Raw genomic sequence first — 23,495 nt, 5'->3', positions numbered from 1 at the left:
CCTCTGTTAAGGTAATACCTTCGATGTTGCAACGTGCTTCAACAAATCAGATACCGACACCTGCATCGCATCTGTAAATACTGCCGGATATAAGCCCATCGCCAACACTGCGATAGCCAACACGCCCAGCATGAAGAATTCACGCATGTTCAAGTCACTGAGCTTTGCAACATGATCATGAACAATCTGACCGAATACCACACGTTTCACCATCCACAGCGAGTAAGCTGCGCCGAAGATCAGAGCAGTTGCAGCCAACATACCGATCCAGAAGTTAAACTTCACTGCACCCAGGATCACCATGAACTCACCAACAAAGCCGGAGGTTGCTGGCAAACCGCAGTTAGCCATGGAGAACAACACGAAGAAAGCAGCGAAACGCGGCATTGTGTTGACCACACCACCGTAGTCAACGATCTGACGGGAATGAACGCGGTCATACAGCACACCGATACACAGGAACATGGCACCGGAAATGAAACCGTGAGAAATCATCTGCACGATAGCACCTTGTACCGACATGTCATTAAACATGAAGAAACCTAAAGTCACAAAACCCATGTGAGCGATAGAAGAATACGCAACCAGCTTCTTCATATCTGCCTGCACCAATGCAACCAGACCAATATAGATCACTGCGATCAACGACAAGGTAATCATAAAGCCTGCCATATAGTGGCTGGCATCTGGAGCGATAGGCAGGGAGAAGCGCAGGAAACCATACGCGCCCAGTTTCAGCATGATCGCAGCCAATACCACGGAACCACCGGTAGGCGCTTCAACGTGCGCATCAGGCAACCAGGTATGCACTGGCCACATAGGTACTTTCACCGCGAATGCCATCAGGAATGCACAGAAGATCATAATCTGTGTGTGCAGTGGCAAAGGCAGTTTGTGCCATACCAGAATATCAAACGAATGACCTGCTTTGATATACAGGTAAATCACAGCAACCAGAGTCAGCAAAGAACCGAGCAGGGTGTACAGGAAAAACTTAAACGCTGCATACACACGGTTCGGACCACCCCAGATACCGACGATGATATACATAGGAATCAGCGTCGCCTCGAAGAATACATAGAACAGCAAACCATCTGTCGCGCAGAACACACCGATCATGAGCCCGGACAAAATCAGGAATGCGCCCATATATTGTGCGACCTGCTTCTCAACGACTTCCCATGCAGCGATCACCACGATCACCGTGATAAACGCGGTCAGCGGTACCAGCCACAGCGAGATACCATCGATACCGAGCGCATAGAAAACATTAAACTTTTCTATCCACGAAAACTTCTCAACAAACTGCATGCCATGCGCAGCATTATCAAAGTTTTTGATCAAAGGCAAAGTCACAAGGAAACTGGCTAAGGAACCTATCAGAGATAAGCCACGCACCAGCCCTGGATTGCTGTCCCGGCCGAACGCCAGGACAAATATGCCGAACGCGATAGGGCACCAGATCGCGAGGCTGAGTAAAGAAGAGGTCGACTGCATCATGATTATATTGTTATCGCTGAGGTCACTTATTTAGCAAAAGGGAAAGGCATGAAATAGACGAGGAATGCCAGTACGCCCAAAATCATTACAAACGCGTAGTGATAGATATAACCACTCTGGAACAAGCGGATAACACGGGAAGACCAGCCTACAATTTTGGCACTTCCGTTGACCACCAGACCGTCGATCAAACCTTTGTCACCGATATTCCACAGGCCGCCACCCAATAAGCGTGCACCTCCTGCAAATACGATCTCATTGAAACGATCCATGTAGTATTTATTATCAAGCAGCGTATAGATTGCGCTTGCATTTTTCTTGATTGCAGCCGGAATAGCTGGCTTAACCATATAGAAGAAATATGACAAGGCAACACCTGCAATTGCCAGCCACAGCGGCAAGGAAGTCAGTGCATGCACCGCCATCGCTACCGGGCCATGGAATTCGTGTTTCAGTTCTTCCATTGCGTGATGCGCTTCATTGACGAAAATCACGTTATTGAAGAAGCTGCCGAACAGCATCGGTTCGATCGCGATAAAACCGATAAGCACAGAAGGAATAGCCAACGCGACCAATGGGAACCAGACCACGAATGGTGATTCATGCGGTTTCTGACCTGGTGCCAATCCGTGGTGATGATCGCCGTGATCATCATGTGCATCGTGGGCATCGTGGCCATGGTGATCATGGGCGTGACCGAAGTTTTCCTTACCGTGGAAGACCAGGAAGTACATACGGAAAGAATAGAAGGCAGTCACGAATACACCTGCCAGCGTCGCAAACTGAGCAAAGCCTGCGCCTGCCAGATGTGAAGCCTGCACCGCTTCGATGATACTGTCTTTAGAGTAGAAACCGGAGAAGAACGGGGTACCGATCAGCGCCAGGGAACCCAATAAAGAGGTGATCCAGGTGATAGGCATGTATTTACGCAGACCACCCATATTACGGATGTCCTGATCATGATGCATACCGATAATCACAGAACCTGCACCTAAGAACAGCAGCGCTTTAAAGAATGCATGCGTCATCAGATGGAAAACCGCCACCGAATAAGCAGAAGCACCCAAAGCAACAGTCATATAACCCAGCTGAGACAGCGTAGAGTAAGCAACAACGCGTTTGATATCATTCTGGATAATCCCAAGGAAGCCCATAAACAAGGCGGTAATCGAACCAATAACCAGAATGAAAGACAATGCAGTATCAGACAACTCAAACAGTGGCGACATACGCGATACCATAAAGATACCTGCTGTCACCATGGTTGCCGCGTGAATCAGCGCGGAAATCGGGGTCGGGCCTTCCATGGAGTCAGGCAACCAGACGTGCAGCGGAAACTGCGCAGATTTACCCATTGCGCCAATAAACAGGCAGATACAGGCAACGGTAATCAGCATCCAGTCTGTACCTGGCAATAATACTTTGGCCAGTTCTTCTTTCTTAGCAAAGACTTCCGCATAATTCATGGAACCAGCGTAAGCGAGCAGCAAACCGATACCGAGTATGAAGCCAAAGTCACCGACACGGTTAACCAGGAAAGCCTTCATGTTCGCGTAGATCGCTGTTGGCTTGGTGTACCAAAAACCGATCAGCAGATAAGAGACCAGACCTACAGCTTCCCAGCCAAAGAACAACTGCAGGAAGTTGTTACTCATCACCAGCATCAGCATGGAGAAAGTGAACAGGGAAATATACGAGAAGAAGCGGTTATAACCTTCATCCTCCTGCATGTAACCAATCGTGTAGATATGCACCATCAGCGACACGAAGGTCACCACGCACATCATCATGGCCGTCAAATTATCGACCAGGAAACCGACTTCCAGCTTCAGACCAGCGACTTCCATCCACTGATATAAAGTCGCGTTGTAGACTGGTGCACCATCCAGCAATGAACTGAGCGTCATACACGATAGGATGAACGCGACCAGAACGCCAAGGATAGTCGCCGTGTGTGATACTTTACGCCCGACGACGTTACCGAAAAACTTGGTGCCCAGCAAACCTGCAATGGCAGATCCTGCCAATGGAGCCAGAGGTACAGCCAATAATAGTTGTGGGTTAAGTTGCCCCGCCATGATGACCCTTTGTTAGCTTATTACTTTTTTAAATCGCCAGCGAATGATGGGTCGTTATCCAGTAACGACCCGCCATCATTATCCCTTTAATGCATCCAGATCTTCGACGTTGATCGTATCCAAATTACGGAACAGTACGACCAAGATAGCCAGACCTATCGCCGATTCTGCCGCTGCTACCGTCAGAATGAAGAAGACGAAAATCTGACCAGCTGCATCACCCAGATAATGGGAGAATGCAATAAAGTTGATATTCACAGCCAACAGCATCAGCTCGATCGCCATCAGCAAAACGATGATATTTTTGCGATTCAGAAAAATACCGACGATAGAAATTGCGAACAGTATCGCGCCCAGGATTAAGTAGTGTGTCAGAGACAAACCCATGATCAGTTCCCCTTAGTCGCGGTGGATGCGTCAGCCACACGCTCAGATTCAGCTTTCATCTTGACGATCCGTACACGGTCAGCAGCTTTCACTTTGACGGCTTGTGCAGGATCGACATATTTGCTGTCTTTGCGCTTACGCAGTGTCAGTGCAACGGCAGCAACGATAGCCAGCAACAGAATCGCGGCTGCGACTTCAAATGCAAACGGATACTGGGTGAAAATAACTACACCCAGATTCTTGGTGTTACCGATGGTCTCTGCAGCAGCCGGTACGTGGTTAACCGGACGCAGGAAACCTTTCCACAGGACTGCAGACATCTCCAGTACGATCACGATACCGACAGTCGCCGCCAGCGGAAAATGGCTCCAGAATCCTGCGCGCAGTTTGTCGATATTGATATCGAGCATCATCACGACGAACAGGAACAACACCATCACAGCACCGACATACACCAGTACCAGCACGATAGCCAGGAACTCAGCTTTCAACAGCATCCAAATACCAGCCGCTGTGAAAAAAGACAGCACCAGGAACAGCGCTGCATGAACCGGATTTCTGGCAGTGATCACTTGCGTGGCTGCCAGCACCAGAATCGCTGAAAAAACATAAAATAAAGCAGTGGTAAATTCCATATCGAATTCTATCCAATTAGCGGTAAGCAGCGTCAGCAGCACGGGCTGCGGCGATTTCGTTTTCGTAACGATCACCTACAGCAAGCAGCATCTCTTTGGTGAAATACAGATCACCACGTTTTTCACCGTGATATTCCAATACATGCGTTTCAACAATCGAGTCGACCGGGCAAGATTCTTCGCAGAATCCGCAGAAGATACATTTGGTCAAATCAATATCATAGCGGGTGGTGCGACGGCTGCCGTCTTCACGCTGGTCAGATTCAATCGTGATCGCCATTGCAGGACAAACTGCTTCGCACAATTTACAAGCGATACAACGCTCTTCACCATTCGGGTAACGACGCAGTGCATGCAGACCACGGAAACGTGGGGACTGTGGCGTTTTTTCCTCAGGAAATTGGACAGTAATTTTGCGTGCGAACATGTAGCGACCAGTCAGTGCCAGCCCCTTAATCAGTTCGCGCAGCATCAGGCTGCCAAAAAAATCTTTAATTGCTTCCATTTTTTCTAGCCTCTTACTTCCAAATATTCCAGGAGGTTTGCATCCAAGCTGCAACGATTACCAAGTACACCAGGGTCAGTGGAATGAATACCTTCCAGCCCAGACGCATGATCTGGTCATAGCGATAGCGTGGGAAAGATGCACGTGCCCAGATAAACAGGGAAACCACAAAGAAAGTCTTGATACCAAGCCAGATCCAGCCAGGGATAAAGTCCAGGAAAGCCAATGGCGCCGACCAGCCACCGAGGAACATCAGGGATGCCATCGCGGAGATCAGAATCATGTTGGCGTATTCAGCCAGGAAGAACATCGCAAATGACATACCCGAGTATTCAACCATGTGACCGGCGACGATCTCAGACTCACCCTCAACCACGTCAAACGGATGGCGGTTGGTTTCAGCGATACCGGAAATCACATACACCACAAACATAGGCAGCAATGGCAACCAGTTCCAGGAGAACAGATTGAAACCATGGCTAGCTGCAAAACCTTTTGTCTGCGCATTCACGATGTCAGTCAGATTCAGGCTGCCAGACACCATCAGTACGATCACCAGGACAAAACCCATTGCGATTTCATAGGAGACCATCTGTGCCGAGGCACGCATGGCACCGAGGAAAGCATACTTGGAGTTGGACGCCCAGCCCGCGATGATGATGCCATAGACTTCCATGGACGTGATTGCCATGATCAGCAACAAACCAGCATTCACATTCGCCAGCACAGTTTCCGGACCAAAAGGAACCACCGACCAGGCAGCCAGCGCAGGCATGATAGTCATGACCGGTGCCAGGATAAACAGGACTTTATTTGCTTTAGCCGGAACAACGATTTCCTTCAGCAAGAGCTTCAAAGCATCCGCAATCGGCTGCAACAGGCCGGCAGGACCCACACGGTTCGGGCCCAGACGGATATGCATCCAACCAATCATTTTACGTTCCCATAAAGTCAGGTACGCAACACAGCCCATGACCGGCAGAGTAATGCAAACGATCTTCAGTAAGGTCCAGACAAAAGGCCAGTAATAGCCAAATACACTCTGACCCATATTTTGCAAAGTGAGCAGCAAATCCATTACGCACGCTCCACGTTAATTTCGCCAAACATACCATCCAGATTTGCGGTCAGCACATTGGCTGCTGCAACACGGACTACATTCGCTGGCAATGCAGCATCGATACGTGTATTCAACAGTACCGAACCACCTTTAGTGAATTTCAACAAATCGCCATCCTGCGCACCCAGCTTTGCCGCCAGTGCAGAACTGATCGAAGCCAGCGGCGCGCGCGCGTCTGCCGTCTGTTGCAACGACTCCGCACGACGCACGATACCGTCGGTGTGATAAATGCCAACGTCAGCAATACGTTCCAGTGCGGCGCCTGCAGTTTGTACTGTAAGCGGAGCGATATCGGCACGGTTATTGAGGATAGCCGCCAAGTCTTTGCCTGCCAGCACGCTGTCACGCACGGCTTCAGACGTTTCAAATTCAAAGTCTGGCAAAGTCAGCAAATTACCCAGTACCCGCAACACCTTCCATGCCGGACGGGTATCGCCCAAAGGACGAACCACACCGTGGAAGCTTTGCGCACGACCTTCGCAGCTCACGAAGGTACCGGCTGTTTCTGTGTATGGTGACACTGGCAGCAGCACGTCGGCGTACTCAGCACCGTGTTTAAACGGCGACATGACTACGACCATATCGGCCTGAGCCAGTGCAGCCTGGGCCTGAACCGGATTGGCACTGTCCAAGAGTGGCTCGGCGTGCAATACGATGTAGGCTTTCTTAGGCGCCGCGAAAACCGCTTGTGCAGACTTTTGCGGATAGGCGTTTGCGAGGTAGCCACCGACTGTGTTTGCTGCTTCAGTCAGATAACCAAAATCAGCCTGAGTCTGTTCAGCGATCCACTGAGCCAGCGCGTGCAACTGCGCGGACTGGGGATGTGCTACCGCAGCGTTACCAAGGAAAACACCGGCTTTGCCTGCGATCAGGCTGGCAGCGATATGTTCTGCGGCGCTGTCAGCGACAAACTGTTCGACACCAGCTGGTGCAGCCACTTCTTTTTTAGCAGCGACCGCTACCGCTACTTTGGCGAGTTCTGCCAGCCAAGCGGAAGGTGCAGCAATAACTTTATTTGCCAGCTTGATCAGCAGGTCATCGTCTGTTGCATTCAACACGCTCAACTTCGCGCCCAGCTTGACGGACTGACGCAGACGCGCAGCCAGCAAAGGGTGGTCTTTACGCAGGAAAGAACCAATGACGAATACATTTTTCAGCTGCGCAAATTGCGCAATGCTGGTACCCAGCCAAGGTTTCACCGTGCCGTTCAGTGCAAAATCAGTCTGACGCAGACGGAAGTCGATATTGTCAGAACCCAGACCACGCACGATACGTTGTGCCAGACTCATTTCCTCCAGCGTCGCATAAGGTGCAACGACAGCAGCTATCGAATCAGCACCATGTTCATGCTTGACGTTGCGCAGGCCATGCGCCACGTATTCCAATGCGGTTTGCCAGTCTGTTTCCTGCCACTGACCACCTTGTTTGATCATAGGCTTGGTCAGGCGCTCAGCGCTGTTCACACCTTCATAAGAGAAGCGGTCTTTATCCGAAATCCAGCATTCGTTGATCTCTTCGTTTTCGAAAGGAACAACGCGCATCACCTTATGATTCTTTACCTGAACGATCAGATTAGAACCCAGGCCATCATGCGCACTCACCGATTTACGACGGGACAATTCCCAGGTACGTGCGGAGTAGCGGAATGGCTTAGACGTCAGGGCACCTACCGGGCACAGATCAATCATATTGCCGGACAATTCGGAGTCTACCGTTTTACCAACGAAGGAAGTGATCTCGGAGTGTTCGCCGCGATTGAGCATACCCAGCTCCATCACACCGGCGATCTCCTGACCGAAACGGACGCAGCGTGTGCAATGGATGCAGCGGCTCATTTCTTCCATCGATACCAGCGGACCTACATCCTTGTGGAATACCACACGCTTCTCTTCTTCGTAGCGTGAAGTCGTGCCGCCGTAACCTACCGCCAGATCCTGCAACTGACACTCGCCGCCCTGATCGCAGATAGGACAATCCAGCGGGTGATTAATCAACAGGAATTCCATTACCGCTTTTTGTGCTTTCACCGCTTTATCGCTGTGGGAACGCACGATCATGCCCGGCGTGACAGGCGTCGCGCAGGCAGGCAATGGCTTAGGTGCTTTTTCAACCTCAACCAGACACATGCGACAGTTTGCCGCAATAGATAATTTTTTGTGATAGCAAAAATGAGGAATATAAGTGCCAAGCTTATTGGCAGCATCCATCACCATACTACCTTCTAGGACTTCGACTTTTTTGCCGTCTATTTCGATTTCAACCATGGTCTACTCTAAGTGTGCTAACCGAAGCTGGCTTACAGGTAAGTGGGAACCAAGCAATGCTTATGCTCGATGTGATATTCAAATTCTTCGCGGAAGTTCTTCACGAATGCACGTACCGGCATAGCAGCAGCGTCGCCCAGTGCGCAAATCGTTTTACCTTGAATATTGTCGGCGATGGAGTTGAGCATATCCAGATCTTCCGGACGGCCCTGACCATGTTCGATGCGATGTACCATGCGATACAACCAGCCTGTGCCTTCACGGCAAGGTGTACATTGGCCGCAGGACTCTTCAAAGTAGAAGTAAGACAGACGCAGCAGGGATTTGACCATGCAACGTGTTTCATCCATCACGATAACCGCGCCGGAACCCAGCATGGAACCTGCTTTAGCGATGGAGTCATAATCCATGTCAGTGGCCATCATCACGTCACCAGTCAATACTGGCATGGAGGAACCACCAGGGATGACCGCTTTGATCTTCTTACCATCGCGCATGCCACCAGCCAATTCCAGCAGGGTCGCAAACGGGGTGCCGAGCGGCACTTCATAGTTACCCGGTTTCGCCACGTCACCCGACATAGAGAAAATCTTGGTACCGCCATTGTTAGGCTTACCTAATGCCGCATAGGCTTCACCACCCATGGCCAGTACAAAAGGCACGGCAGCAAAGGTTTCGGTGTTATTGATCGTAGTCGGCTTGCCGTACAGACCAAAACTGGCCGGGAATGGCGGTTTAAAGCGTGGCTGACCTTTTTTACCTTCCAGCGATTCCAACAAAGCTGTTTCTTCGCCGCAGATATATGCGCCATAACCATGGAAAGCATGCAGCTGGAAAGAAAACTCAGAACCAGCAATGTTATTACCTAACATGCCAGCCGCACGGGCTTCTTCAATCGCTTCTTCGAAACGATCGTAATCTGCGAAAATTTCGCCGTGAATGTAGTTGTAGCCGACAGTGATACCCATCGCATACGCACCGATTGCCATACCCTCAATCAAGGCATGCGGGTTATAGCGAATGATATCGCGGTCTTTAAATGTACCAGGCTCACCCTCATCTGTATTACAGACCAGGTACTTCTGACCAGGGAACTGGCGTGGCATGAAACTCCACTTCAGACCAGTCGGGAAACCTGCACCACCACGACCACGCAGCGACGACGCTTTGAGCTCAGCGATAACCTGTTCAGGCGGGATTTTTTCGGAAAGGATGCGCTTCAGGGATTGATAACCACCCCGTGCGACATAGTCTTCGAGATGCCAGTTTTTCCCATCCAAACCAGCCAGAATCAAAGGCTTAATATGGCGACTATGCAGACTCGTCATTATTTACCTGCCTCTTTCAATTCATTAACCAGATGGTCGATTTTTTCGTTCGACATGAAGCTGCACATACGCTTGTTATTCACGAGCATAACCGGTGCATCGCCACAGGCGCCCATGCACTCGCCTTCAACCAGCGTGAACTGTCCGTCCGCACTGGTCTCTTTGTAATCAAGACCCAGTTTTTGCTTGAGGTGATGTGCTGCACGCTCACCACCGGACAAAGCGCAAGGAAGATTGGTACATACAGAAATCTTGAACTTGCCAACCGGTTTCGTGTTGTACATGTTGTAGAAGGTGGCGACTTCCTGAACGGCGACAGCTGGCATACCAATATAGTCTGCCAGGGTCTGCATCACTTCAGGGGAAACCCATCCCGTCTCGTCTTGAGCAATAGCCAATGCCGCCATCACAGCGGATTGACGCTGGTCTGCCGGGAACTTTGCCAGTTCACGATCAATTTTTTTAAATGCCTGCTCTGATAACACCATAGCCCATGCCTCGAATCAACGTCAACCAACGTCTTTATCTATCAATCTCACCAAACACAATATCCTGAGTACCAATAATGGTCACCGCATCAGCAATCATGTGTCCCTTCGCCATCTCATCCAGACCTTGCAAATGTGCATAGCCAGGAGCACGGATCTTCAACCGGTAAGGCTTATTCGCACCATCAGACATCAGATAAATACCGAATTCGCCCTTAGGATGCTCAACTGCTGCATATGCTTCGCCAGCAGGAACATGGAAGCCTTCGGTGAACAGTTTGAAGTGATGGATCAGCTCTTCCATGTTCGACTTCATATTCACACGCGCCGGTGGGGCCACTTTATGATTGTTGGTGATCACCGGACCAGGATTATTACGCAGCCATTCCACGCATTGCTTAATGATGCGGTTAGACTGGCGCATCTCTTCGACACGCACCAGATAACGGTCATAGCAATCACCATTGACACCAACAGGAATATCGAAATCGAGCAAATCATACACTTCGTAGGGTTGCTTTTTACGCAAATCCCATTCGATACCGGAACCACGCAACATCGCACCAGTGAACCCCATTGCCAGTGCGCGCTCAGGCGATACTACACCGACACCAACCAGACGTTGTTTCCAGATACGGTTATCAGTCAGCAGCGTTTCATATTCGTCGACGTAGCCAGGGAAGCGATTGGTAAAGTCTTCAATAAAATCCAGCAACGAGCCTTGACGGTTCTCGTTCATCTGACGCATTGCTTTTTCGTTTTTTAACGCAGAGGTCGTGAACTGAGGCATCTGATCCGGCAGATCACGATACACGCCACCCGGACGATAATAAGCAGCATGCAAACGCGCACCGGAAACCGCTTCATAGCAATCCATCAGATCTTCACGTTCACGGAATGCGTACAGGAACACCGCCATCGCACCCACGTCCAGCGCATGCGCACCTATCCACAGCAGGTGGTTCAGCAAACGCGTGATTTCATCGAACATGACACGGATGTACTGCGCCCGCAAAGGCACTTCCAGACCGAGCATTTTTTCGATTGCCATCACATAGGCATGCTCGTTACACATCATGGATACGTAATCGAGACGATCCATGTAAGGTACGGACTGCAGGAAGGTTTTTTGTTCTGCCAATTTTTCAGTCGCGCGATGCAGCAAACCGATATGCGGATCAGCACGCTGAATCACCTCACCATCCAACTCCAGCACCAGGCGCAACACACCGTGCGCAGCAGGATGCTGAGGACCAAAGTTCAGGGTGTAATTCTTAATTTCAGCCATTATTTCATCCCGTAATTTTCTTCACGAATAATACGTGGTGTATTTTCGCGGGGTTCAATGGTGACAGGCTGATAGACCACACGCTTTTGTTCAGCGTCATAGCGCATCTCAACATATCCGGAAACAGGGAAATCTTTACGGAACGGATGACCGATAAACCCATAATCGGTCAGAATTCGGCGCAAATCATTGTGACCATCAAACAGTATGCCGTACAAATCGAAGGCTTCACGCTCATACCAGTTAGCAGCGTTCCACACATCGATCAGGGAAGCAACGACTGGCATGTCGTCGTCTGCGGCAAAAACACGCACACGCAAACGCCAGTTATGCTTCACAGACAGCAAATGGGACACGACCGCATAACGCTGCCCATCCCATGCACCATCACCGTAGGTGGAGTAATCAACACCACACAGGTCGATCAGTTCTTCAAAATGCGTATCAGCATGATCACGCAGATCACGCATCACCTGCAGATAATCTGCAGCCGCAACAACGATAGTCAACTCACCCAGCGCATTTTTCGATTGAACGATGCGCTCACCCAAGACGGCTTGAACAGCAGCCTCAAGTTTCTCTAATTTGGTTGTCATAATTTACGAATGCCTCAGCAACCTATCGCTCAACGCGCGATAGTATTGGTACGTTTGATCTTATTCTGCAACTGGATGATGCCGTACATCAGCGCTTCAGCAGTCGGCGGGCAGCCCGGAACATAGATATCAACTGGCACGATGCGGTCACAACCACGCACAACCGAATACGAATAGTGATAATAACCACCACCGTTAGCGCAAGAACCCATAGAGATAACCCAGCGCGGCTCCGCCATCTGATCGTAAACTTTGCGCAGCGCGGGTGCCATCTTATTGCACAGCGTACCAGCAACAATCATGACATCCGACTGACGCGGGGATGGACGAAACACCACACCAAAGCGATCCAGATCATACCTGGAAGCACCCGCATGCATCATCTCAACCGCGCAGCAAGCCAGACCAAAAGTCATCGGCCACATCGACCCGGTACGGGTCCAGTTAATCAGCTTATCGGCAGTCGTCGTAACGAAGCCTTCATTCAACACACCATCAATTGCCATAATCCATCACTCCCAATCCAGAGCGCCTTTTTTCCAGATGTACCAGAATCCAACTGCAAATTCCAAGACAAAACCCAGCATAATCAGGAAGCCCGACCAGCCCAGATCACGCATTGCCACCCCCCACGGGAAGAAGAACGCAGTCTCAAGATCAAACAGAATAAAAAGAATAGCAATCAGGTAGTAGCGCACATCGAACTTCATGCGCGCATCTTCGAATGCCTCGAAGCCGCACTCATAGGCGGATGTTTTTTGGGAGTCTGGCTTATAAGGAGCAAGGATGCGACCCAACAATTGCGGCAACACACCAACACCGATGCCAACCAGAATAAAAAGAAGAACTGGGAAATAATTTTCGAGGTTCACGTTAGGCTACCTGTAATTGAACGCCATATGAAGCGAATTGCATTTTGAAAGAGACTTCAAACCCACAACCACTTCCTCGACAAAGCCAGGAAAGAAAATCTGACTTTTTGCTTGGTGCCGACGACGAGACTCGAACTCGTACAGCTTGCGCCACTACCCCCTCAAGATAGCGTGTCTACCAATTTCACCACGTCGGCCTAAGCCCAGCATTCTACTACTTCCACACCCATTGTTCAACGCACAAAGGGCATAAAATCGAAGTTTTTTTGCTGAGCAACAAATTAAATACACAGCAGAGTCAGCTCAAACTATGGCGACCAAACATTCAGGCATCTTCAACACCCAAAACCAAGTCAAACCACAACCAATCCACTCTGCCCTGCACAACTTATTTTGGAATTTGATTCGACTGCGTATCAGCAGGCGCAGAGGCCGGCACAGCAGTTGCCGCAGCACTGGCCGGTGCACCCGACACAGGCAAATTATCCATCACACCACCACTTACTTTAGCTTTACCACCAACGACAGCCAAAGCCAGTGTCGCCGAAAAGAAAACCGCAGCAGCAATACCTGTTGAACGCGACAGAAAATTAGAAGAGCCTGTCGCACCAAACAAACTACCCGAAGCACCGGAACCGAAAGAAGCCCCCATATCAGCCCCTTTACCGTGCTGCAGCAGCACCAGACCGATAATAGCCAACGCAGAAACCACTTGCACCACAACGATCAACGTAAAAAAAGTTTGCATTCAAAACACCCAAAAAGATTAAATACTCAAATTCGCAAATTACTTCGCCGCGCCGACGATAGCGAGGAAATCCGCAGATTTCAGCGCCGCGCCACCAATCAAACCACCATCTATATCCGCCATCGCGAGCAATTCCACCGCATTATCCGGCTTCATACTGCCACCATACAAAATTTGCACAGACGCACCCAATTCCAGGTCTGTTGCCGCAAGCTGCTGACGCAGGAAGGCATGCGCATCCTGCGCCATTTGCGGCGTTGCAGTTTTACCTGTGCCAATTGCCCACACCGGCTCATACGCGACCACGATATTGCGCAACTGCTCTACCGTCAGCAAAGCAAGCACTGCATCCAGCTGCGCACCCACCACCTGATTCGTCAAACCACCTTCGCGCTGCTCCAGGGTCTCACCCACACAAACCACAGGTTTCAGACCCGCCTCCACTGCACGCAACGCCTTTTGCGCCACCAACTGATCGGACTCCGCATGATAAGCACGGCGCTCCGAGTGCCCGACGATGACATATCGGCAGCCGCAATCCAGCAACATCGCAGCAGACACCTCACCCGTGTACGCACCCTGCGCATGCACAGACAAATCCTGCGCGCCCCAGGCGACTGGCGAAGCAGCCAGCACATCAGCGCACTGAGCCAGATAAGGAGCAGGCGCACAAACCAGCACATCTGCCGACGAGAGAGCTGGCAAACCAGCTACGATTTCAGTAAGTAAGGAGTGGTTAGCAGCAAAGCTGCCATTCATTTTCCAGTTACCAGCTATAAGAGTGCGTCGCATAGTCAGTTTCAATGTAAATAACCGTCTATTGTATCCCGCAGAACAAGTGTGGTCAAACCACAAGCTCCGCATTATCCAACAAGTTTCAAGCTTAAATAAAACGCCAACACAAACGAATTCAATCAAGCTGCAAAACTATCTTACCTATATGCTGGCCTGACTCCATCAAAGCATGTGCCTGGGCTGCCGCCTGCAAAGGCAGCACAGTGTGAATAACGGGTTGAATTTGTCTATTTTCCAGCAACGGCCAGACCTTATCCTTAAGCTCGACGGCAATAGCGCGTTTAAACTGCACCGAACGTGGCCTCAGCGTGGAGCCAGTGATAGTCAATCTTCTGCGCAACACTTGCCCCAGATCGACTTGCGCCTTAGCCCCACCCAGCAGGGCGATTATCGCGATCCGCCCATCGTCCGCCAGGCACTGTATCTCGCGCGGCAAATAGTCACCCGCCACCATATCCAATACAACATCCACACCCCGACCGACCGTCAACTCACGCACCACTTGTACAAAATCCTCGGTTTTATAGTTAATGCAGCGCTCCGCGCCCAGTGCCTCCACCGCACGGCATTTTTCATCCGAACCAGCAGTCGCAAAGACCCGGTTACCCATTGCGCGCGCCAGTTGTACCGCCGCCACACCTATGCCAGAAGCCCCACCCTGCACCAGCAAACCTTCACCCGGCAGCAAGCGAGCACGATCAAAGACGTTACTCCAGACCGTAAAGTACGTTTCCGGCAGCGATGCCGCCTCTAACATCGACAATCCACGCGGCACAGGCAAACACTGCGCCAGCGGTGCGACACAATATTCGGCATAGCCTCCACCCTGCACCAGCGCGCACACCGCATCACCAGGCTGCAAATCACTGACAGTCATGTCACCAGCTACAATCTCACCAGCCACCTCCAGACCAGGCAAATCCGAGGCGCCCGGCGGCACCGGGTACAGCCCCATACGCTGCAACACGTCCGGCCGGTTCACACCCGCCGCCCTAACCCGTATCAACACCTCGCCCTCACCCGGCACAGGCATATCACGCTCACACAACTGCAGCACTTCCGGACCACCAAAACCACGCATCTCTATCGCACGCATCATGCACCTCCAACCGTTACACACACCAATACAATACACAGGGCGCCGGTCAACGCGATGACTGCCATCCAGCCAGCCCGCCTCAGCTTACCACTACAACTCGTCAGATTTTTTGCTAAGCCCCAATAAAAAACGCCCGCAATGATACGGGCGTTTTCCACAATCTCAGCTAACGCCGATAATTGCTATTACTGCTGTTGCTGTTGTTGCTGCTGAACTTCACCACCTTCAGTCACTGCTGCCTTCATCGACAGCTTGAAGCGACCACGGTCATCTGTTTCCAGCACTTTCACACGCACTTGCTGACCTTCTTTCAGGTAATCAGCAACTGCATTCACCCGCTCATTTGCAATTTGACTGATGTGCAGCAAACCATCTTTACCAGGCATGATTTGAACGATGGCACCGAAATCCAGTAATTTCAACACGGTACCTTCGTAGACCTTACCTACCTCAACTTCCGCAGTCAGTTCTTCGATACGGCGTTTCGCTTCCTGACCTGCAGCAGCATCCACAGACGCGATAGTGACCACACCTTCATCACTGATGTCGATTTGTGTACCGGTTTCTTCCGTCAATGCGCGAATCACTGCGCCACCCTTACCGATGACGTCACGGATTTTTTCTGGATTGATCTTGATCGTGATCAAACGCGGCGCAAAGTCAGACAATTCTGTCTTACCGGTTGGTACAGCTTCCTGCATTTTGCCCAGGATATGAATACGGCCTTCTTTCGCCTGCGCCAAAGCGACCTGCATGATTTCCTTGGTAATGCCCTGGATTTTGATATCCATCTGCAAGGCAGTAATACCAGCCGCAGTACCCGCTACTTTAAAGTCCATATCACCCAGATGATCTTCATCACCCAGAATATCTGTCAAGACCGCGAATTTATTGTCATCTTTGATCAGACCCATCGCGATACCGGCGACGTGGGCTTTCATCGGTACACCCGCATCCATCAACGCCAGGCAGCCACCACATACCGACGCCATGGAGGAAGAACCGTTGGACTCTGTAATTTCAGACACCAGACGTACGGAGTAGCTGAAATCTTCCGGATCAGGCAATGCCGCCTGCAATGCGCGCTTAGCCAGACGGCCATGGCCGATTTCACGGCGCTTAGGCGTACCAACACGGCCGGTTTCGCCAGTAGCGAATGGAGGCATGTTGTAATGCAGCATGAAGCGGTCAGAGTATTCACCCATCAAAGCATCAATCTTTTGCTCGTCACGTGCAGTACCCAGCGTCGCGATCACCAGCGCCTGTGTTTCGCCACGTGTGAACAAAGCAGTACCATGAGTACGCGGCAATACGCCAGTACTGATGCTGATAGGACGCACAGTGCGGGTGTCACGGCCATCGATACGTGGCTCGCCTTCCAGAATCTGGGAACGCACAATTTTAGCTTCCAGATCAAACAGGATATTGCCAACTTCAGCGGAATCCGGTGCATCCACACCGGCAGCCGCAGCCTGCTCTGCCAACGCAGCAGTAACGGTAGAACTAGCCGATTTCAGCTGTTCAGTACGGGCCTGTTTTTCTTTAGTCTGATACGCAGCGCGCAACAGAGGCTCAGCCACTGCTGTTACTGCAGCGATCAGCGCTTCGTTTTTAGCAGCCGGCGCCCATTGCACTTCAGGCTTACCTGCATCACGCACCAGATCATGAATCGCATCAATCACGACTTTCATTTGCTCGTGACCATACACAACCGCGCCCAGCATGACTTCTTCCGACAATTGCTGCGCTTCGGATTCCACCATCAGCACTGCAGCTTCAGTACCGGCAACAACCAGATCCATCTCGGAAGTCTTCAATTGCGTTGCCGTTGGATTCAGTACGTATTGGCCATTTGTATAACCTACGCGCGCCGCACCCAGAGGACCATTGAAAGGAATACCAGACAGGCTGATCGCAGCAGAAGCACCGATCATCGCAGCGATGTCAGGATCAATCTCAGGATTGACGGACAGCACATGCACAATCACCTGAACTTCATTCAGGTAACCTTCCGGGAACAGCGGACGAATCGGACGATCAATCAGGCGGGAAGTCAGTGTTTCTTTTTCAGAAGGGCGGCCCTCACGTTTGAAGAAACCACCTGGAATACGGCCAGCTGCGTAGCTTTTTTCCATGTAATCAACGGTCAATGGGAAGAAATCCTGACCTGGCTTTGCATCTTTTTTAGCAACGACGGTTGCCAGCACAACAGTATCCTCAACGGAAACCATCACAGCACCAGATGCCTGACGCGCGATTTCACCGGTTTCCAGCTTGACTTGATGTTGGCCGTATTGGAAGGTTTTAGTAACTTTATTAAACACAATGTGTCCTTTCTATTTTGCCGACAGATTTTCAGGCGCTGTCGTTCACCTCACCACAAGCGGCCCCGAGAGCCACCTTTTTGCATTACCACACACAAATCCCGTGCGCAGCAGAGCAAATCTGCACCGTTTTTATCCGCGATTCATTACGGACACCGAAGAATCAAAACCACAAAAACAAAAAGCCTGCGACATCATCTGACGCAGGCTTTTTGCTACAATTTTTTTGCCAGAAACAGCAACAATTACTTACGCAGACCGAGTTTTTCGATCAGAGCGCGGTAACGGTTCAGATCTTTACCTTTCAGGTAAGACAACAGGCTTTTACGACGGTTAACCATCATGATCAGACCGCGACGGGAATGATGATCTTTGCCGTGTGCTTTGAAGTGGGAGTTCAGATCGTTGATACGAGCTGTCAACAAAGCAACTTGAACTTCTGGAGAGCCAGTGTCGTTCTGACCACGTGCGTTATCCGCAACGATAGCGGCTTTCTGGGATTTAACGATAGACATAATTTTCCTTTACATGCGATAGCAAAAGTCAGTCAACAACAACCTCTGCTATCGTGAATAAACACCCGCCGGAATGACGGGACCCGCAACTATACCATAAGTCGGAATAATTGAACAAGTTTGGCCGTTCAGACCTGGGGGTTCAGCTTTTCTGTTTTTGATTGCAATTTATTTAATGCAGACAAATAGGCTTTTGCTGATGCCACCACAATATCCGGATCCGCACCGACACCATTCACGATACGTCCCGACTTAGACAAACGCATCGTCACTTCCCCCTGAGACTGGGTACCGGTCGTGATCGCATTCACCGAGAACAGCAGCAATTCAGCACCGCTTGCGACTTTGGATTCAATGGCATTGACTATCGCATCCACCGGCCCATTGCCGTTCGCCTCACAAGTGATTTCACTGCCTTCACGCGAAAAGACCACCTTTGCAAGCGGCAACTCACCGGTTTCCGAACGCTGAGAAAGTGAAACAAAATGGAAGGCCTCATTATCATTTGCATGCTCTTCATCGGACACCAGCGCCAGAATATCTTCATCGAAAATTTCTGATTTACGATCCGCCAATTCCTTGAAGCGCGCAAATGCAGCATTGACCTCCGCCTCAGATTCCAGCTCTATACCCAATTCTTCCAGGCGCTGCTTGAACGCATTACGGCCGGACAGCTTGCCCAAAACGATTTTATTGGCACTCCAGCCCACATCTTCAGCACGCATAATTTCATAGGTATCGCGCGCTTTCAAAATACCATCCTGATGAATGCCAGATGCGTGCGCAAATGCGTTCGCACCCACCACTGCCTTATTCGGCTGCACGGCAAAGCCAGTGATCTGAGAAACCAATTTAGAGGCGGGCACGATCTGACTTGCATCGATACCCAGATCAAGATTGAAATAATCTTTACGGGTGCGTACTGCCATCACAATTTCTTCCAGCGCGGTATTACCGGCGCGCTCGCCCAAACCATTGATCGTACATTCCACCTGACGCGCACCACCGATCATCACACCCGCCAGAGAATTGGCGACCGCCATACCCAGATCGTTATGACAGTGCACCGACCAGATGGCTTTATCGGAATTTGGTATGCGTTCACGCAAGGACTTCAGCATGTTGCCGTACAACTCAGGCACACCATAACCGACAGTATCGGCAAAGTTAATCGTGGTCGCACCTTCTTTAATCACCGCTTCAATCACGCGACACAGAAAATCCATTTCTGACCGGCTGCCATCTTCAGGACTGAATTCCACATCATCGGTGAACTGACGTGCATAGCGTACCGCCTGTATCGCTTGCTCCAGCACCTGATCCGGTGACATGCGCAGTTTCTTTTCCATATGCAGCGGAGAAGTGGCGATGAAAGTGTGAATACGCTTGCGCTGTGCCGCTTGCAAAGCCTCAGCTGCACGCGCGATATCGCGATCGTTCGCGCGCGACAGCGAGCAGATGGTGGAATCCTTAATCGTTGCGGAAATCGCTTTAATCGCTTCAAAATCGCCTGGAGAAGCTGCTGCAAAACCAGCCTCGATCACATCTACCTTCAGACGTTCCAGTTGTTTCGCGATACGGATTTTTTCATCCTTAGTCATCGAAGCTCCCGGTGATTGTTCACCGTCGCGCAAAGTTGTATCGAATATGATCAGTTTGTCAGCCATGTTGCTCTCCAGTAGCGAATAATTTGAATAAGAAAAATGCAGATTTTGCCTATTGTTTGGCCTGCCCTTGCAGGATATGCACGAGCGGGGCAATACACGGATTGTGGGTAGGGAGGATTTAGCGCGTTACCGCACTAGTAGAAATGCCAATAGCGATAGCAGACGGGTTGCGCCTGCTAAAGTGAAAACTGCGAAGGATGAAGAAGAAAAGTTCATGCCTCAGACTATAAGCGTGAATGCAGAAAAGTGCAAGAATTTATAGCAGCAAAAATCCAAATTAAATCCCGATCAAAAAAGAAAAAACCGCAGTGAATTTGGCTCACTGCGGCTAGACTCAGAAAATGCGGAATTTTATTTTTCGTCTGTGTGCTCTGCTTTGGTCTGTATCAGACTAACAGGACGGCCTCGGCGCCAGCGCCACAACAATACGATGTAGCCCGATAAGCCATACAGCACAAATAACCCAAACAAAACTTTAGGCGGATCACTGACCACAATCACATACACCAGCAAGATCAGCAACGGCGCCATAAAAGGCACTGTTTTGCGCAGATTCACTTCTTTGAAACTGTAGAACGGTACATTCGTCACCATCGTCAATCCGGCAAACAACGCAATCGCCCATGCGTACCAGCGTAAGTCGGTACCCGCAAATTGCAGATCATCCATCAACAATACAAAACCCGCTACCAATGCCGCCGCCGCCGGGCTGGGCAAACCCTGAAAATAACGTTTATCAACCACGGCGATATTGGTATTAAATCGTGCCAGTCTGAGTGCCGCGCCAGCGCAGTAGACAAAGGCGGCCAGCCAGCCGAGCTTGCCCATGCCACGCAAGGCCCATTCATACACAACCAATGCGGGAGCTGCCCCGAAAGACAACATGTCTGACAAGCTATCATATTGCGCACCGAACTCACTCTGGGTATTGGTCAGGCGTGCTACGCGCCCATCCAGACCATCCAAGACCATAGCAATAAATATCGCCACAGCGGCCTGATGAAATTGCTGATCCATGGCCATCACAATGGCATAAAATCCGCAAAACAAAGCAGCCGTGGTAAATGCATTGGGCAGCAGATAAATACCTCGCGAACGCTCACGTACGGCAGGCAGCACTGATCCATCATTTCGCTGCTGCGATTTGCGCGCACCTTTAGGAAAAAGTTTAAAACTGCCTTTTGGTTTGCGTCGCGGTGAAGATGACATGCGTTTTTGCCCGAAAAAATATGCCCGAACCAGAGCGGACTGTTTGGCCAGTCCACACTAACCGGGCGATAAATAAAAGTTCGGGCAAGTATAACCCTGATTCCTACACAGGAAAACCCATGCTGATAAGGGTTACTTCAATCGTACCTTACCATTGACACGTATCGACAGCGAGCTTGAACCCGGCTCAAAACTAGGCTCAGCGACCGAATCTGCCACGCGCGCACCCTTTAACATCATCGGCGCAGCGGCCATTTGCACCTGAGGCATTTCCAATGCTGCACCATCAAAATCCACAGACTCTATCTGCACATCCTGCAATTTGCGGCCCATCGCATTGACCACCATCGCTAATTTATCAGAAAAGTTCTTATATCCGGCCTGGATGCGCGACTCTTCCAGTTTAGCAGCGGCCTGTGGCGACAAGCCAAAATGGATGCCATTCAGACTCATCACTTTTTGTGCCGATGCGACGGTCGCCGGCAACTGTTTCAGATTGATCGTTTTGACTTCGAGATACTGACCAACGCGCCAACCTGTGATCTGACGTTTTTTAGGCTGGGCACCCGCTACCTGTACCTCATCAGAGTAGACTGGATACGTATAGTAGTTGCGTGTCATCAGCTCAGCCTGAGGGTCCTCTTTTTTAATGAGCTCCGTGCCAGATTTCATTTTCTGATTCAGGCGCGAAGCGGCCTGTGCTTTATCTTTATCCTGCTCTTCCAGATAAAAACTCAGATTTGCCTGATCGTTGTCGACTTTTATTTCAGCACTGCCACCGACCGTTAATACCGTACCGGCCAGACTTTGTGCATAGACAGGAATTGCAAAGCTCATTGCAGCAGCAATCAAGATCATTTTTTTCATCGTACTCTCCGACAGTGTAGTTAATACCTATGTAAGACTGGATTCAGAAATCAAAGTTGCATCATCTGTTCATGATTTACTTTTTTTAACAACTTTGCAGCAACCTCAGCTTAGCGCAGAATGTCAATGCATATAAAAAAAGTCGCCCTTGCAGGCGACTTTTTATGCATCAGTGAGGACCCAGATAGCGATCAGTTCTTAGACTGGTCAACCAGTTTGTTTTTCGCAATCCAAGGCATCATCGCACGCAGTTTGGCACCGACTTCTTCAATCTGATGCTCAGCAGTCAGTCGACGGCGTGAGATCAGGGTTGGTGCACCTGCTTTATTTTCGAGGATGAAGCTCTTCGCATATTCACCGGTCTGAATATCTTTCAGGCATTGGCGCATCGCATCTTTAGTTGCTGCTGTCACTACGCGTGGACCAGTGACGTATTCACCATATTCAGCATTATTCGAAATCGAATAATTCATGTTGGCGATACCACCTTCGTAGATCAGATCTACGATCAGTTTCAGCTCGTGCAAGCATTCGAAGTAAGCCATTTCAGGTGCATAACCTGCTTCAACCAGGGTTTCGAAACCCGCTTTGATCAGTTCAACCGCACCGCCACATAATACTGCCTGTTCACCGAACAAATCAGTCTCAGTTTCTTCGCGGAAGTTGGTTTCGATGATACCGGCACGACCACCGCCATTCGCCATCGCATAAGACAAGGCGATATCGCGTGCAGCACCGGACTTATCCTGATAAACAGCGATCAGGTGCGGCACACCGCCACCCTGGGTGTACGTACCGCGCACGGTATGGCCTGGCGCCTTAGGTGCAACCATAATCACATCCAGATCGGCACGTGGCACAACCTGGCCGTAATGCACATTAAAGCCATGTGCAAACGCCAGCACTGCACCTTGTTTGGCATGCGGTGCAACATTTTCAGCATACACCTGAGCGATGTTTTCATCTGGCAGCAAAATCATAATGACATCCGCTGCTTTGACAGCGTCATTCACTTCAGCCACTTTCAGGCCTGCACCTTCGGCTTTCGCCCAGGAGGCACCGCCCTTCCGCAAAGCAACGGTCACGTTGCAACCGGAATCATTCAGATTCTGTGCATGTGCGTGACCTTGGGAACCATAACCGATGATGGCTACGTTTTTACCTTTGATCAAGGAGAGATCACAATCTTTATCGTAGAAAACTTTCATTT

At 50.3% G+C, this 23,495-nt stretch carries 22 protein-coding genes and 1 tRNA gene; all 23 read right to left on the bottom strand.

The annotated features are described in order from the left end of the window. Nucleotides 1-6: 6 nt before the first annotated feature. The 23 genes from H8K47_RS03605 to ilvC all read right to left on the bottom strand — a co-directional run bounded on the left by H8K47_RS03605 (nt 7) and on the right by ilvC (nt 23,493). Complete coding sequence (locus tag H8K47_RS03605; RefSeq protein WP_186880066.1) at nt 7-1,500, bottom strand: NADH-quinone oxidoreductase subunit M; 1,494 nt, start codon at nt 1,498-1,500, stop codon at nt 7-9. A gap of 26 nt (nt 1,501-1,526) precedes the next feature. Further along, nucleotides 1,527-3,578, bottom strand: coding sequence for an NADH-quinone oxidoreductase subunit L (gene nuoL, locus H8K47_RS03600; protein ID WP_186880065.1), 2,052 nt, complete (start codon nt 3,576-3,578; stop codon nt 1,527-1,529). 78 nt (nt 3,579-3,656) lie between these two features. Further along, nucleotides 3,657-3,965, bottom strand: coding sequence for an NADH-quinone oxidoreductase subunit NuoK (gene nuoK / locus H8K47_RS03595; protein ID WP_162020083.1), 309 nt, complete (start codon nt 3,963-3,965; stop codon nt 3,657-3,659). Nucleotides 3,966-3,967: 2 nt separating this feature from the next. After that, nucleotides 3,968-4,600 carry an NADH-quinone oxidoreductase subunit J gene (locus H8K47_RS03590; protein WP_186880064.1) on the bottom strand — a complete coding sequence of 211 codons (633 nt, stop codon included), beginning with the start codon at nt 4,598-4,600 and terminating at the stop codon, nt 3,968-3,970. Between the two features lie 16 nt (nt 4,601-4,616). Then, nucleotides 4,617-5,105, bottom strand: a complete 489-nt coding sequence (nuoI, locus tag H8K47_RS03585; protein ID WP_162020081.1) for an NADH-quinone oxidoreductase subunit NuoI — start codon at nt 5,103-5,105, stop codon at nt 4,617-4,619. Nucleotides 5,106-5,118: 13 nt separating this feature from the next. Further along, entirely contained in the window at nt 5,119-6,183 is a 1,065-nt protein-coding gene (gene nuoH, locus H8K47_RS03580; RefSeq protein ID WP_186880063.1) for an NADH-quinone oxidoreductase subunit NuoH, read from the bottom strand. Beyond that, nucleotides 6,183-8,489 carry an NADH-quinone oxidoreductase subunit NuoG gene (gene nuoG / locus H8K47_RS03575; RefSeq protein ID WP_186880062.1) on the bottom strand — a complete coding sequence of 769 codons (2,307 nt, stop codon included), beginning with the start codon at nt 8,487-8,489 and terminating at the stop codon, nt 6,183-6,185. Before nuoG ends, nuoH begins: the two co-directional genes overlap by 1 nt. Nucleotides 8,490-8,521: 32 nt before the next feature. Further along, complete coding sequence (nuoF, locus tag H8K47_RS03570; protein ID WP_162020078.1) at nt 8,522-9,817, bottom strand: NADH-quinone oxidoreductase subunit NuoF; 1,296 nt, start codon at nt 9,815-9,817, stop codon at nt 8,522-8,524. Then, complete coding sequence (nuoE, locus tag H8K47_RS03565; protein ID WP_186880061.1) at nt 9,817-10,305, bottom strand: NADH-quinone oxidoreductase subunit NuoE; 489 nt, start codon at nt 10,303-10,305, stop codon at nt 9,817-9,819. Before nuoE ends, nuoF begins: the two co-directional genes overlap by 1 nt. Nucleotides 10,306-10,339: 34 nt before the next feature. Next, a complete protein-coding gene (locus H8K47_RS03560; protein ID WP_186880060.1) occupies nt 10,340-11,593 on the bottom strand; it encodes an NADH-quinone oxidoreductase subunit D in 1,254 nt (417 codons plus the stop codon). Then, on the bottom strand, nt 11,593-12,189 hold the full coding sequence (locus H8K47_RS03555; protein WP_186880059.1) for an NADH-quinone oxidoreductase subunit C: 597 nt from the start codon (nt 12,187-12,189) through the stop codon (nt 11,593-11,595). The genes H8K47_RS03560 and H8K47_RS03555 overlap by 1 nt, the downstream gene beginning before the upstream one ends. A gap of 29 nt (nt 12,190-12,218) precedes the next feature. Continuing rightward, nucleotides 12,219-12,695: a NuoB/complex I 20 kDa subunit family protein gene (locus H8K47_RS03550; protein WP_162020074.1), complete on the bottom strand. Its 477-nt coding sequence runs from the start codon at nt 12,693-12,695 to the stop codon at nt 12,219-12,221. A gap of 6 nt (nt 12,696-12,701) precedes the next feature. Beyond that, a complete protein-coding gene (locus H8K47_RS03545) occupies nt 12,702-13,061 on the bottom strand; it encodes an NADH-quinone oxidoreductase subunit A (protein ID WP_186880058.1) in 360 nt (119 codons plus the stop codon). A 112-nt stretch (nt 13,062-13,173) separates the two neighbouring features. Continuing rightward, nucleotides 13,174-13,258, bottom strand: a tRNA-Leu gene (locus tag H8K47_RS03540). Nucleotides 13,259-13,449: 191 nt separating this feature from the next. Next, nucleotides 13,450-13,809, bottom strand: a complete 360-nt coding sequence (secG, locus tag H8K47_RS03535) for a preprotein translocase subunit SecG (RefSeq protein WP_186880057.1) — start codon at nt 13,807-13,809, stop codon at nt 13,450-13,452. 39 nt (nt 13,810-13,848) lie between these two features. Then, the gene (gene tpiA, locus H8K47_RS03530; protein ID WP_186880056.1) at nt 13,849-14,601 is read right to left on the bottom strand and encodes a triose-phosphate isomerase; all 753 of its coding nucleotides are present in this window, start codon (nt 14,599-14,601) and stop codon (nt 13,849-13,851) included. 118 nt (nt 14,602-14,719) lie between these two features. Further along, nucleotides 14,720-15,700 carry an NAD(P)H-quinone oxidoreductase gene (locus H8K47_RS03525; protein ID WP_186880260.1) on the bottom strand — a complete coding sequence of 327 codons (981 nt, stop codon included), beginning with the start codon at nt 15,698-15,700 and terminating at the stop codon, nt 14,720-14,722. A 188-nt stretch (nt 15,701-15,888) separates the two neighbouring features. Continuing rightward, nucleotides 15,889-18,027 (bottom strand): polyribonucleotide nucleotidyltransferase, encoded by a 2,139-nt coding sequence (gene pnp / locus H8K47_RS03520; RefSeq protein ID WP_186880055.1) that lies wholly within the window; start codon nt 18,025-18,027, stop codon nt 15,889-15,891. A gap of 245 nt (nt 18,028-18,272) precedes the next feature. Then, nucleotides 18,273-18,542 carry a 30S ribosomal protein S15 gene (gene rpsO, locus H8K47_RS03515; RefSeq protein WP_186880054.1) on the bottom strand — a complete coding sequence of 90 codons (270 nt, stop codon included), beginning with the start codon at nt 18,540-18,542 and terminating at the stop codon, nt 18,273-18,275. A 128-nt stretch (nt 18,543-18,670) separates the two neighbouring features. After that, nucleotides 18,671-20,209 (bottom strand): 2-isopropylmalate synthase, encoded by a 1,539-nt coding sequence (locus tag H8K47_RS03510; RefSeq protein ID WP_186880053.1) that lies wholly within the window; start codon nt 20,207-20,209, stop codon nt 18,671-18,673. A gap of 351 nt (nt 20,210-20,560) precedes the next feature. After that, nucleotides 20,561-21,418, bottom strand: coding sequence for a CDP-diacylglycerol--serine O-phosphatidyltransferase (pssA, locus tag H8K47_RS03505; RefSeq protein ID WP_186880052.1), 858 nt, complete (start codon nt 21,416-21,418; stop codon nt 20,561-20,563). 132 nt (nt 21,419-21,550) lie between these two features. Then, on the bottom strand, nt 21,551-22,285 hold the full coding sequence (locus H8K47_RS03500) for an SIMPL domain-containing protein (protein WP_186880051.1): 735 nt from the start codon (nt 22,283-22,285) through the stop codon (nt 21,551-21,553). A gap of 191 nt (nt 22,286-22,476) precedes the next feature. Then, a complete protein-coding gene (gene ilvC, locus H8K47_RS03495) occupies nt 22,477-23,493 on the bottom strand; it encodes a ketol-acid reductoisomerase (RefSeq protein WP_186880050.1) in 1,017 nt (338 codons plus the stop codon). Between the last annotated feature and the right edge of the window lie 2 nt (nt 23,494-23,495).

It is taken from the genome of Cognatundibacterium rugosum (assembly GCF_014284365.1).
Classification (GTDB): domain Bacteria; phylum Pseudomonadota; class Gammaproteobacteria; order Burkholderiales; family Burkholderiaceae_D; genus Undibacterium; species Undibacterium rugosum.
Note: the sequence above shows the minus strand (reverse complement) of the source record. Positions and strands in the feature narration are given on the sequence as shown.

Excerpts from the sequence above, each read along its gene's own strand:
- nuoF (WP_162020078.1), bottom strand. The coding sequence starts at position 9,817 with ATGACGAGTCTGCATAGTCGCCATATTAAGCCTTTGATTCTGGCTGGT.
- secG (WP_186880057.1), bottom strand. The coding sequence starts at position 13,809 with ATGCAAACTTTTTTTACGTTGATCGTTGTGGTGCAAGTGGTTTCTGCG.
- nuoK (WP_162020083.1), bottom strand. The coding sequence starts at position 3,965 with ATGGGTTTGTCTCTGACACACTACTTAATCCTGGGCGCGATACTGTTC.
- H8K47_RS03500 (WP_186880051.1), bottom strand. The coding sequence starts at position 22,285 with ATGAAAAAAATGATCTTGATTGCTGCTGCAATGAGCTTTGCAATTCCT.
- pssA (WP_186880052.1), bottom strand. The coding sequence starts at position 21,418 with ATGTCATCTTCACCGCGACGCAAACCAAAAGGCAGTTTTAAACTTTTT.
- nuoH (WP_186880063.1), bottom strand. The coding sequence starts at position 6,183 with ATGGATTTGCTGCTCACTTTGCAAAATATGGGTCAGAGTGTATTTGGC.
- H8K47_RS03590 (WP_186880064.1), bottom strand. The coding sequence starts at position 4,600 with ATGGAATTTACCACTGCTTTATTTTATGTTTTTTCAGCGATTCTGGTG.
- rpsO (WP_186880054.1), bottom strand. The coding sequence starts at position 18,542 with ATGTCTATCGTTAAATCCCAGAAAGCCGCTATCGTTGCGGATAACGCA.
- H8K47_RS03510 (WP_186880053.1), bottom strand. The coding sequence starts at position 20,209 with ATGGCTGACAAACTGATCATATTCGATACAACTTTGCGCGACGGTGAA.
- H8K47_RS03525 (WP_186880260.1), bottom strand. The coding sequence starts at position 15,700 with ATGCGTGCGATAGAGATGCGTGGTTTTGGTGGTCCGGAAGTGCTGCAG.
- H8K47_RS03555 (WP_186880059.1), bottom strand. The coding sequence starts at position 12,189 with ATGACAACCAAATTAGAGAAACTTGAGGCTGCTGTTCAAGCCGTCTTG.
- nuoE (WP_186880061.1), bottom strand. The coding sequence starts at position 10,305 with ATGGTGTTATCAGAGCAGGCATTTAAAAAAATTGATCGTGAACTGGCA.
- tpiA (WP_186880056.1), bottom strand. The coding sequence starts at position 14,601 with ATGCGACGCACTCTTATAGCTGGTAACTGGAAAATGAATGGCAGCTTT.
- H8K47_RS03560 (WP_186880060.1), bottom strand. The coding sequence starts at position 11,593 with ATGGCTGAAATTAAGAATTACACCCTGAACTTTGGTCCTCAGCATCCT.
- H8K47_RS03550 (WP_162020074.1), bottom strand. The coding sequence starts at position 12,695 with ATGGCAATTGATGGTGTGTTGAATGAAGGCTTCGTTACGACGACTGCC.
- H8K47_RS03605 (WP_186880066.1), bottom strand. The coding sequence starts at position 1,500 with ATGATGCAGTCGACCTCTTCTTTACTCAGCCTCGCGATCTGGTGCCCT.
- nuoL (WP_186880065.1), bottom strand. The coding sequence starts at position 3,578 with ATGGCGGGGCAACTTAACCCACAACTATTATTGGCTGTACCTCTGGCT.
- nuoI (WP_162020081.1), bottom strand. The coding sequence starts at position 5,105 with ATGGAAGCAATTAAAGATTTTTTTGGCAGCCTGATGCTGCGCGAACTG.
- ilvC (WP_186880050.1), bottom strand. The coding sequence starts at position 23,493 with ATGAAAGTTTTCTACGATAAAGATTGTGATCTCTCCTTGATCAAAGGT.
- nuoG (WP_186880062.1), bottom strand. The coding sequence starts at position 8,489 with ATGGTTGAAATCGAAATAGACGGCAAAAAAGTCGAAGTCCTAGAAGGT.